An 8698-nucleotide genomic window follows, 5' to 3' on the forward strand; every position below is an offset into this window, starting at 1 on the left:
TCCAGTAATCGCCACCTGGCTGGTTGTTGACCCGCACTGTGAGGGTGTAGCGCTTGCCATTGACGTCGACAATGTCACCCTGCTTGTATTTGCCACTGCGGTCGTACTTACTGATGGTACCCGTACCCGTACCCGTACCCGTACCCGTACCCGTACCCGTACCCGTACCAGTACCAGTACCAGTACCAGTACCAGTACCAGTACCAGTACCAGTACCAGTACCAGTACCAGTACCACCCGGCTTGTAGTAGCTATCGATTATTGCACTGGCAATTCGTTCATTCACAATATGCCAAGGTTGACCCAAGGTACGCATACGCGAATTCTCGGTAGGACGATACATCCCCTGTTCGCAATAACGGCCACCAGTGAATAAGCCTACCGTACCATTAGGTAGTTTTTGGTCAGCCGGTGTCGGGATTTGTACATCAGCGCGGATCAGATTGCCCCATTTCGCGGCCGAACGCGAAGGCTGTAAGGTTACATTCCCCTCGCTTGGCTCAGTGCTTTTGTAGCAATCACCGTAGTCATATTCGTCAGCCAAGTGAAAAAGTGTATGGCCTATTTCATGTAACGCCAATTCGACAGCGTATTCATCCAACGTCAGCGTGGCCACAGAACCGCCCCCGCCACCGTAACGGGTTGTATTGGCAACCACTACGATCAGGTCACGCGCATCTGCAGCAGTCACCGCCCCCACAATATTGAACACCTTGGAAGTGTCAGGGTAAGCTAAACGTCCGTTTACTACCGCACCTAGAGCCGTGTCCTTGCGGATGTTTTTATCCAGTTCAGTCACACCGGAATCATTGCTTACCACATCCACCCGGCGGATATTCATGCGGTCCCGCTTGGACGCGAACAATGGATCAGCCAAAATGCCATCTTTCACTTTTTGGGCGTCATTAGCCCACTTGCCCATTTCGTGGGAAGCATAGCCATCACCAATCAATACGATATCCAAGCGGCTGGCAGATGACCCCGTGTTATGGAGCATCGTGGTGTTCGCAGGTGCAGCATCCAACATCATCCTTTGTGGTTTGTTAATCAGGTTATCAATCAACTTGCGGCTGAATTGCGTGGTGGTGGTTGCGCTCACTGCGCTTGCATCCGCGGCCATCCTGTTACTTGGCACGCTGCGGACAGGTGTCGATACCAGCTCAATGCGATCCAGTTTTTCAGAAGATGGAACCCGCACTTCAAATGCAGTCTGAGGTTGCAGAATCGACTTTACTTGCTCAATCTGCCCCGTGCTTGGGTCAAAAGATTCAGCATGCAAAACAGCTGGGTTCTCTACCCTGATGCGGAATAGCTCTTTACTTTTGCTATCACGCCCCACGACGTAGATGTCCGATGCGCTTGCTTCTGGGGTATTAAGTGTCGTGGAAAAATCACCAGTTTGAGCATGAGTCAACGCATAATCACTAGCGCCAGGATAATTGGTTTGAGTGACTCGTAGCAGTAAGCTGTCGGCTGAATAAGCCATCTGGCCCAGTACAGCAACGCCCAGCCATAGCGTGGTTGAATAAAATTTCATGTGGCCCTTCTATCTTAATTGACTTAATTCAACAAAGCCTATGAGCACAGCGTGTACTGTGTGCGCCTATTGAAGCGATACCGATCCACCTCGCATACACATTAGTCACCGCAATCTGACAGTATTTCTGTACATAACACCCGCGTATTGGGCGCAGCCCAAATAGCTTCACTTCAAATTGGTTATTTGAAACGACGTGCACTAAACAGCTCGATGTAGTGACATGCGATACTGCGAGACAGCATATTTACATGACAATGGCATGTCAATAAGAAAATTTATCTAGTTAGCGCCTGAAGTGTGTGATCTTCAGCGATAAATGGCGGGAAAATTCCAGCGCTATGTGACGCAGATTACGAGGGTGCTGCGCGCTGCTTCGACAACATCTTCGATAATTACAGCCAGGTCATTAATGCGCAGGATGCGGTCGATCTGCACGAACAGGCGATGAAGCAAGCGGAAGTTTCCGCCGGTGATGCGCGTGATTGCCGCGATGGCCTGACTACAGTGAAATCAGCCTGATCCAGGGTGAGGCCGAGTCGCCGTCAGTGGCGTGTCAGGACGAAAGACGGCGCTGTTGCAATAAATATTGTCGTGCTGGCGCTCCGCTTAGGGGGCGGTCTCTGCTATGCAGATAGCTAGACTTCAAATGGCGCCACTTCGAAGGAGAAATCATTCTCTGGGCCGTCCGCTGGTATTGCCGCTACGGGATCAGCTACCGCGAACGCCAGGAAATGCTGGATGAACGCGGTGTCCCTGTTGATCACACTACCCTCTATCGCTGGGTCCAGCGTTACGCACCCGAGATCGAGAAACGGTTGGGCTGGGCTTGGCGTCATCCCGGTAGCAGCTGGCGGGTCGATGAAACGTACATCAAGATCAAGGGGCGCTGGGCTTACCTGTACCGTGTGGTCGATCACGAAGGCAACGCGATCGACTTCTACCTTTCGCCCACCCGCTCCGCCAAAGCGGCGACCCGTTTCCTCGGTAAAGCACTCAAGGGCTGCAAGGACTGGGAGTGTCCTTCGGTCACCAATACCGATAAGGCTGCCAGCTATAGCGTAGCCATAGCCACATTGAAGCGGGTAGGCCGCTGTCCCGCTGAACTGGTGCAGCGACAGGTGAAATACCTGAACAACGTCATCAAGGCCGATCACCGCAAACTCAAGCGCCTGATCAAACCCACGTTGGGCTTCAAGTCACTGAAGACCGCGTATGCAACCCTCAAGGGATTTGATGTGATGCGGGCGCTGAAGAAACGGCAGGCCCGGGCTTTTCAGATCCAGGACGGCATCCGGGGTGAGGTGCGTCTGGTGGAGCGGGCGTTCGGTCTGGGACTCAATGCCCTGGCTGAAGTCATCGAACACGTCACGAGCCTGCTAGATACCCCTGTGGTTGCGGTTGCCTGAAAAGGCCAGAACCTCGCCCTTCGTGCGCTCCTCTCGCCTTTTTGCAACGGAACCGTTGTTTGTACACAGCTTTTTATTGGTTGCTGTATGTTTTATGTAGCTTTACATAAGGCAAAGAAGGTATTTTCTCCACCTGACCGGAAACCCCCGACTTTCGGCTTGATTGCTCAGCACAATTGAAACCTCCTCATTCTTTAGCTTAGTTAAGTTTTTGTAAATCATCCTTCCCTCGGTTGACCCTGGAATTGGGTCTAGGACCTAGGGTTTACACTCCTCTTGTCTGTAATGAATTTTCAGTTGTGAGATAAATATATTCGGAGAGAAATATGAATATTACCGTGATAGGCTGTGGTCATGGTGGGCAGGCACTTGCAGCCCAGTTATCAATGTCAGGTCACAGAGTGACAATATATGCAGATGAAAATCATCCAGGATATCTTGATAATATAGCGAATAATACCATAACCATTGAAGGGAGAATTAGTGGGGCAGCCATTATTCATTGCATGACAAAGAGCATTGAGGCAGCGCTGAAAGACGCTGAAATAATATATATAACACTGCCAACTCATGCACATATTTCGCAGTTTAAAAAAATGGTACCTTATTTAAAATCCGGACAAATAGTTCTGACACTAGCGGGGAATTTCAGCTCGATTTATTTTTACCGAATATTAAAAGAAGCTGAAAAAGAAAAAGATGTTTATCTTGCAGACCTCGCTTCTTTGCCATATGCCTGCAGGGCAATCGAAGCCGGGCGGGTAAATATTATCGATATTAAAAAGTCCATGGATATCGCCTCGATACCATCAAAAAACATCGGATTTATTATCGACAGGATAAGAGATTCCTTCCCGACAAAACTAACAGAGCGTAGTAACATTATTGAGCTCGGTCTAAATATAACCAGTGCCATAAGCCATCCGACAGTTATGCTGTTAAATGCTGGGAGAATAGGCCATGGCGAAGAAGAATTCTATTTTTACAGAGAGGGGATAACTCATGAAATATCCCATGTTGTTGAGGCTGTTGATTGTGACAGAAGAAAAATCGCTCTAGAATATGGTTTTGAATTACATAGCTATCTGGAAATAATGGAGTCATTTTATTCCATTAAATATAATTCATATTATGATTTTTTCACCCAATCCCCCATTCATAACAGGCTAAAGCTTTGTCCTCGATCCATGAATGAGCGATATATTTCGCAGGACGTACCTTATGTTATAAATCAATGGCATGGACTTGGCCTGCATGTGGGGTATGACTCTGGCGTCATGCGCTCTATCATTGAACTGTCATCACTTTTAAATAAAACTAATTATTATAATGAAAGAAACGTATCCGTAGATTTATTCGGTGGAATGAATAAGTCTGACATAGGGAATTTTTTGTTTAATGGGTATGCTTAGGTAATCCCCCCACAAAACGAGCCTGTAACTAAAATTGTGTAAATACCCTTGGCCGATTAATCTCTTCCCGGAGAAAATTCATGTCAGGCATCACAATGGATCGTCAAAAATTACAGGCTATTGCCGCTGAACTCGCTAAAGTTATCAAAACTGAAGCGGATTTAAATGCGCTTTCGCGTGAGCTACTCAAACTCACCGTCGAAACCGCTCTGAATGCGGAATTAACTGACCATCTCGGCTACGAGAAACACGCCAGTGCGGTGGGTGAACGTGGCAATTAGCGCAATGGCAGCACGCCAAAGCGCCTTAAAAGCCAGCATGGCGAGGTGAACATCCATACGCTGCGCGACCGCGATGGCTCATTCGAGCCGCAATTCCTCAAGAAGGGTCAAACCCGCCACACGCAGATGGATGATCAAATTCTCACGCTGTACGCCAAAGGGCTGAGCACGCGCAAAATTGTGGCGGCATTCAAGGAAATGTACGATGCAGACATGTCGGCCACCTTGATTTCCCGCGTCACCGATCGCGTGCTAGAGGAAATCACCCAATGGCAATCACGCCCGCTGGGTGCCATTTACCCCATCGTTTATCTCGACTGCATCGTGATTAAAATCCGTGACAATTTACGCGTGATCAACAAAGCGATTTACCTTGCGATCGAACAGGCTTCAAAGAAATGGACGATGCCGATTCAAAACTGGCGGATGGCGCTGAATCGTTTCGTTATTGAATTTGGTGACCGGCTAAACGGCCACCAATAATTCCAAAGGCATTTACACAGAAAGATTTACAGGCTCTTTTTTTATGAAAAAAGGATTTTAAATAATGAGCTTCACCGGCGGTATTAAAATCAGTGATTATAGTAAGGCTGTTTTTTTTGTGATTATTGCCTATATCAGCATTGCCATGATGAGTGTTTTTGTTAAACTGTCCTCTGATCAGATACCTTCAGGTGAAATACTTTTTTTTCGTTTTTTTATTGGGTTGGTATTTATCACCCCTTTAGCTATGAAGAATAAATCCATAAATCTGAAATCAGGGAGGGGAAAGTACTTTACATTACGAAACATTGCCGGCCTGCTCAGCATGCTATTGATGTTTTACAGCCTGAACGGGTTGCCTGTGTCCGTGTCCGTGCTGCTGATGAATACATCCTCACTCCTCGTACCACTTTTCCTACTGCTGTTTTACAGAGAAAGAACATCTCTACCCGTGTGGGCATGCACTGCGGCAGGGTTTACCGGAGTGTATATCATGCTGTCCGCGTCTTCTCAGACGGTTCCGGCCACTTATTTGCTGGCAGGGTTGTCCGCCGCCGCACTGGCAGCGCTGGCATATATAGGCATTAAACAGTTAAGCAGAAATATATCGGCCACAGAGATTGTTTTTTACTTTCATCTAACCAGTAGTATTATCCTTCCAATTTTCCTCGCTTATAACTGGGTTTTACCGTCTTGGTTCGACTTGTTTTTACTTGTGATGGTGGGAATTTTTGGTCTGATATTTCAGGTTTTCATGACAAAGGCATTAACATATTCAGATATGACTGCAATAACTCCATTTATATTTACAGGGGTTATTGCATCCGGTTTTTTTGACTGGATATTCTGGCAGAATATATCGTCTGTTAGTTTTTGGGTGGGGGCTTTTGTTATTGTTACCTCCGTCAGCATGCTTGTAAGGTTAAAAAATCAAAAGAAAAATCTTGATAATACTCACATGCAGACTATCTGCACGACTGTGATATTTCATAAGATGAAGGCTTTGTTGAATAAATCGAGCTTTTAACCGTTATCAAGACCCGAATACTATCTTCCTGGCCTTAACATCACAGTGGTGGGTCTAAGCAGCCTCACCTGAAAACATAGAGAGAAACGGTTCTGTTGCACAAAGTCCGGAGGAGCGCACGAGTAACTATTCAGCTACCCCTCATCCAGCAGCAGGCACCAGTGATGGAGCAGGGGTGTTACCCAGCTTTGCGTTCAGCGCCCGTTGCAGGAATTCGAACAACTCGATGCCCTGCCGGCGGCAGGTATAGGCCGCTGCAAAGGCACGCTCAACGAAGCGTAGGCCGTGACCTGAACGGGTGACGTAGGAGATTTTGCGCCGCAGCACCACCCCCCGCAGGGCCCGTTCAGCCAAGTTGTTCGTGGGCGGAATGCGCGGGTCGTCCAGAAAGCGCCACAAGGCCGACCACAGCGCCAGCAGATTGCGGCAGGTGCCCGCCGTCTTGCGACAGCCGCCTGGTTCCGTCCCCACCTGCAGCTGCCGCTTTAGCCGTTTTTGTAGCGGAGCGAAGGCAGCCGCCGATTTACCTTGTTCGCGCCAGCAAAACAGTACGTACCCTCCTTGCAGTAAGCGGCTACCCAGTCGACCCGTCTCGCCTGACCGGCCAGCGATGCGCGCGAAGTCTCGCAGCAGATGCGCCCAGCAGACTTGCCGCCGATGCGGGTCGACCCCGAAGGTTTCCCGGTGTCGATCGACAAAGCGCCTCAGGACTTGAAGCGGCGGTCGAGCTCCGCCTGGGCGAAAAACGCACTGGCCAATTTCAGGATTTCGTTGGCACGGCGCAGTTCTTTGACTTCGCGCTCCAATTCCTTGAGGCGCTGCTGCTCCGCCGTAGTCGGACCGCCACGCAGGCCGGCATCGCGTTCGTGCTGTCGCAGCCAGCCATGCAAGGTTTGAGATGCACAGCCAATCTTGGCAGCAATGGATTCAATGGCAGACCACTGCGATGGATGTTCTCCTTGGCTTTCCAAGACCATGCGGACAGCGCGCTCGCGAACTTCGGGGGAAAACTTGACGGGTTTCTTCATGGGGCCATTCTCTCAAGAGTGGGAGCCTCCACAAAACCCGGGGTGGTTCAGGATATCAAACCCGTCCATGTCGATATCTATATCTACGCACACCGCCTGATCGTCGATGCCGGGGAATTGCGCAATGTTGTATTGGATTTAAGAGGCAGACCAGAAGCCCAAACGGCACTGGACTGGTTTATTGGTCACCGGTTCGATGTGATCAATGGCTTGAACATGCCTGCCCGATAACCCCATTGCCGTTGATGCGCAAACCTACTGTTACAAGTTTCAGCCCATGTTGAAGTCTACAGCGTGACAGTTCGCAGTGCGCAGGTTCGCGCGTAAGGGTGCGAACCAGTGCGAACTTCGCAAAGAGCGTGCTTGCACCAGATTATGATTCGCTGCCATGTACAAGTTAGCAGAGGCAACAGAGCATTATCGTATAGCTACCTTCTGGGTTTGCATCAAGGCATCCCTTTCAGCAATTACTTGATCCAGACTAGCGTGCCTATCTCGCCTGACCTCTACCGTGTCATAAGAAAACTCCACAATATAAGGTCGGTCGGTGTTTTGATACCTTACTCGAATGTCCTCTGCGACCTTGTGAATGAACTGGTCTGTATTCTCTTTATCTTCCCCAATTACCAGAACGACAAACATTTCACCGCCGAGTCGTCCGATAAGATCAGACCCACGGAACGAGACCTTTAGCGTCGCGGCGAACTCCTCCAACATACGGTCTCCTTCAGCATTACCATATGCGGTATTGATGCGCTTGAAGTTGTCCAGATCGATGAATACCAAGAATGCGGCAAGCGAATGATCTATGCAGAATTTAAGGGTTGTATTGCCGATTTGTAAGAAGCCTCGCTTGTTGGAAATGTGTGTCAGCTCATCAATGGTCGATATCCGGTGTACTCTGAACTCGTCAACAACCTTGTCAGCCAAGTCACACAAAAGCTTTCCGTCATTGGCATTGAAACTGCGTGGCTTGTTATCGATGATACAAAGCGTTCCCACATTTATGCTGTTAGCAATGCGGAGAGGGCACCCTGCGTAAAAGCGGATATTCGGCTCTCCAGTGACAAGAGGATTGTCGGCAAAACGAGGGTCTTCTAGCGCATCGGGAATGATAAAGACGTCGTCTCTTAGAATGGCATGGCCACAGAATGAAATGTCTCTAGGCGTTTCCGAAGCTGAAAGCCCGAAACATGACTTGAACCATTGGCGATTCGCATCAACCAGGCTGATAACTGCGATGGGTACGTCAAAAAAGCGCTTTGTCATTCGAGTCAAACGGTCGAATCGCTCTTCAGGAATTGTATCTAGGATTTGAAGAGAATGTAGCATCAGCAACCTGGCTGTTTCATTAGGTGGAGTTTCGGGAATCTGCATCGATCTAGCTCTCAAGATAGTAACTGATGTTACGCAGTGCATACGATAACCTGTCGCCATGAAGAACAAAGAACTCGATTTGTACACCGACTATTTGCTGAGCACGTTTGGTGCGGCGACAGCAACGGGCTTGTCGGCGATGGT

5 protein-coding genes, 4 pseudogenes and 1 other annotated feature are annotated in these 8698 nt (G+C 48.9%); of the genes and pseudogenes, 5 read left to right on the forward strand and 4 right to left on the reverse strand.

What is annotated here, in order from left to right; translation table 11 throughout:
* On the reverse strand, positions 1–1537 hold a 1537-nt coding region (locus CSQ89_RS17980; protein ID WP_099407462.1), incomplete at its 3' end, for a M64 family metallopeptidase.
* A gap of 644 nt (positions 1538–2181) precedes the next feature.
* Between CSQ89_RS17980 and CSQ89_RS17990 the strand changes: the two are divergent.
* The 4 genes and pseudogenes from CSQ89_RS17990 to CSQ89_RS18005 all read left to right on the forward strand — a co-directional run.
* Positions 2182–2946: pseudogene (locus CSQ89_RS17990) on the forward strand (IS6 family transposase); the annotation flags it as partial.
* A 326-nt stretch (positions 2947–3272) separates the two neighbouring features.
* Complete coding sequence (locus tag CSQ89_RS17995; protein ID WP_099407464.1) at positions 3273–4358, forward strand: NAD/NADP-dependent octopine/nopaline dehydrogenase family protein; 1086 nt, start codon at positions 3273–3275, stop codon at positions 4356–4358.
* A 95-nt stretch (positions 4359–4453) separates the two neighbouring features.
* Positions 4454–5020 (forward strand): annotated as a pseudogene (locus tag CSQ89_RS18000) (IS256 family transposase); the annotation flags it as partial.
* 166 nt (positions 5021–5186) lie between these two features.
* Entirely contained in the window at positions 5187–6149 is a 963-nt protein-coding gene (locus CSQ89_RS18005) for a DMT family transporter (protein WP_099407465.1), read from the forward strand.
* A 141-nt stretch (positions 6150–6290) separates the two neighbouring features.
* On the opposite strand, the pseudogene CSQ89_RS23290 reads toward CSQ89_RS18005, so the two are convergent.
* Both CSQ89_RS23290 and CSQ89_RS18015 read right to left on the reverse strand, forming a co-directional pair.
* Positions 6291–6797, reverse strand: a pseudogene (locus tag CSQ89_RS23290) (IS66 family transposase); the annotation flags it as partial.
* Positions 6781–6899, reverse strand: a sequence feature (AL1L pseudoknot). (Overlaps the previous pseudogene by 17 nt.)
* Positions 6810–7177, reverse strand: a pseudogene (locus tag CSQ89_RS18015) (transposase); the annotation flags it as partial. (Overlaps the previous feature by 90 nt.)
* 18 nt (positions 7178–7195) lie before the next feature.
* Between CSQ89_RS18015 and CSQ89_RS18020 the strand changes: the two are divergent.
* Positions 7196–7408: a hypothetical protein gene (locus CSQ89_RS18020; RefSeq protein WP_139023143.1), complete on the forward strand. Its 213-nt coding sequence runs from the start codon at positions 7196–7198 to the stop codon at positions 7406–7408.
* Positions 7409–7594: 186 nt separating this feature from the next.
* On the opposite strand, the gene CSQ89_RS18025 is transcribed toward CSQ89_RS18020, so the two are convergent.
* Positions 7595–8554, reverse strand: a complete 960-nt coding sequence (locus CSQ89_RS18025) for a sensor domain-containing diguanylate cyclase (protein ID WP_099407468.1) — start codon at positions 8552–8554, stop codon at positions 7595–7597.
* Between the last annotated feature and the right edge of the window lie 144 nt (positions 8555–8698).

The organism is Chitinimonas sp. BJB300 (assembly GCF_002735695.1).
Classification (GTDB): domain Bacteria; phylum Pseudomonadota; class Gammaproteobacteria; order Burkholderiales; family Chitinimonadaceae; genus Chitinimonas.

Bases quoted from the DNA above. Each gene is read 5' to 3' on its own strand.
- CSQ89_RS17995 (WP_099407464.1), top strand. From the start codon at position 3,273: ATGAATATTACCGTGATAGGCTGTGGTCATGGTGGGCAGGCACTTGCA.
- CSQ89_RS18005 (WP_099407465.1), top strand. From the start codon at position 5,187: ATGAGCTTCACCGGCGGTATTAAAATCAGTGATTATAGTAAGGCTGTT.
- CSQ89_RS18025 (WP_099407468.1), bottom strand. From the start codon at position 8,554: ATGCAGATTCCCGAAACTCCACCTAATGAAACAGCCAGGTTGCTGATG.